At 36.8% G+C, this 1,967-nt stretch carries 3 protein-coding genes; 2 read left to right on the forward strand and 1 reads right to left on the reverse strand.

Going from position 1 to position 1,967, the window contains the following annotated elements:
* The first annotated feature begins 96 nt into the window (after positions 1-96).
* Together ACFVSH_RS26055 and ACFVSH_RS26060 are read left to right on the forward strand one after the other, a co-directional pair.
* The gene (locus ACFVSH_RS26055; RefSeq protein ID WP_387599306.1) at positions 97-840 is read left to right on the forward strand and encodes a type II toxin-antitoxin system SpoIISA family toxin; all 744 of its coding nucleotides are present in this window, start codon (positions 97-99) and stop codon (positions 838-840) included.
* Positions 841-1,020 (forward strand): hypothetical protein, encoded by a 180-nt coding sequence (locus ACFVSH_RS26060; protein WP_387708686.1) that lies wholly within the window; start codon positions 841-843, stop codon positions 1,018-1,020.
* Between the two features lie 279 nt (positions 1,021-1,299).
* Here ACFVSH_RS26060 and ACFVSH_RS26065 read toward each other — a convergent pair whose 3' ends face one another.
* Positions 1,300-1,932, reverse strand: a complete 633-nt coding sequence (locus ACFVSH_RS26065; RefSeq protein ID WP_387708688.1) for a GGDEF domain-containing protein — start codon at positions 1,930-1,932, stop codon at positions 1,300-1,302.
* Positions 1,933-1,967 lie beyond the last annotated feature (35 nt).

Here is a 1,967-nt window from a genome sequence, read left to right on the forward strand (position 1 = left end):
GTCTTAGGCAGGGAATCGAGGTATATATAATGAATAATATAGAGAGTGGTATAAGGAATGTAGCAGCCGAAGGGTAGGGTGATAAATCGATTGTTAATGTTTTTCAGGGTCTTTGTATGGGTAGTATTTATTGCTTTATTAGCCTATGTCATTCTTTCTTGGAAATATAAAGACAAGGTAAGTAAAAGGATTGAAGCAATTCGAAAAACCTGGTATATCATTTTTATACTGGGTGCATTGATTTATTGGAATTTCTATCCGATGAGCATTTTTAATGAGTGGAAAAATTTCTTGATTATGGCTATCGTATTCATCCTGATTGATATGTTTGTGTTCTTGAGCATGTATATATCCAAGATTGGCGATAACGAGCTATCCTATGCAACAAAAGCCGTTGCGGAAAGTGACAAACTTTTAACGGATAATAGGGAAAAGGTCAAGAATATGTTTCATCTCCTAAAAAAGGAAGGAATACCTGAGTATTATCAAACGAATAAGGAATATTTGGCTTATTTGAGCATTCTCCTGCAAGCATATGCAGCAAAGGAAGGGATGAACGTGAAAATCCTTCCTTTCAAGACGGAACAGGACAAGCAATTGGTGATAAGTGGGCATCCGAACTTGAATGGCAGTACCATTCGTGCTACATTGGAAAGAGAAGATACGTATTATAATGATGAAGAAAAAATGGCTTTGCAGCCTGTTAGTATTTTGATGGAACCTTATATCCTTGACGTTAAATCGGAAAGCTTCGTTTCAGAAGTCGATTGTTTATTAATAGCATTATTAATCATGATGTTCGATATGGTCATAAAACAAAAACCAGGTGGTGAAGGATAAATGAGCATATATGATAAAGTGGGCAATGACGTGTCAGTTGCCGTAATCAAACCACAGGTGAAAATACCCGATGTAGGTTTAAGTCCCCACACTAAAAAAGTGATGAAACAAAACGAACGCATTATCCTGAAACAAAAAGAAAAAGCTGCACGCTTCAGCCGATTAAAAAATGTTTTATAAGAAGGGAAGGGGGTTTTTCCTTTCCTTATGATATTTCATGGAGAACCCGCATATACTATTCAAAATCAAAGAATAGGAAGGGTCTTTCAGATTATGAACAAAAAACCCGAGAGAGTTAACATCCCAGTCCCCTCCGCTTCACCGTCCGAGAAACGGATACATAAGGGAAATGCTGAGTTGCTCAAGCTTTTACAAAAGCTGAAAGCTAAACGTTGGATTTTTTTAAGGTAAAAGAAAACCAGTCTCTAAGGAGAACTGGTTTTTTTATTTTTCAGATGATCACTGCTGGTGGAAGTATTGAATTTTCTTACGTCCAGACTCTTTAGCCAAATACATGGAACGGTCCGCTTTTTTTAAAAGTGACTCCATTTCCGTACCATTATGAGGATAAAAACTTATCCCTACGCTAGCTGATACAAAATGATCATTTCCATTAATGTGAATGGGCATGGTCGATAAATGCTTCAGTAATAATTCAGCGTTTTGCTGAGTGTTTTTCATTAAATCTTCACAATGCGATGGATGTAATAATACAATGAATTCATCACCTCCGATTCGGGCCACATGACTGCCTTCGGGAACGGTTTGCAAAAAGCATTCCGCTGCCTTTTTGATAACGTCGTCACCAGCATCATGGCCAAAAGAATCATTGAAAAATTTAAAATGATCAAGATCGATGTAAAGAAGGGCCATTTCATCGTTTGTTTTATCTTTATGATATTCGAAATAATTATCAATGAAGTGCCGATTATATAGACCTGACAAAGGATCCCTGATAATCCCTTTTTCAAGAAGTATGGTATGACTAATCAAAGCTGCCAAAGACTTAATGAGTATCAGATCATAGTCTTTAAAAACATGGGGTTTAATGTCAAATGCACATAATGTCCCAATGATTTCACCCTCATTTATTAGGGGGACTCACATAAAACACCCATGCGCTATAA

The organism is Peribacillus sp. NPDC058002 (genome assembly GCF_042886655.1).
Classification (GTDB): domain Bacteria; phylum Bacillota; class Bacilli; order Bacillales; family DSM-1321; genus Peribacillus; species Peribacillus aracenensis.

What these genes read in the sequence shown, in the direction of transcription:
- ACFVSH_RS26055 (WP_387599306.1), top strand. Translation starts at nt 97, where the DNA reads ATGTTTTTCAGGGTCTTTGTATGGGTAGTATTTATTGCTTTATTAGCC.
- ACFVSH_RS26060 (WP_387708686.1), top strand. Translation starts at nt 841, where the DNA reads ATGAGCATATATGATAAAGTGGGCAATGACGTGTCAGTTGCCGTAATC.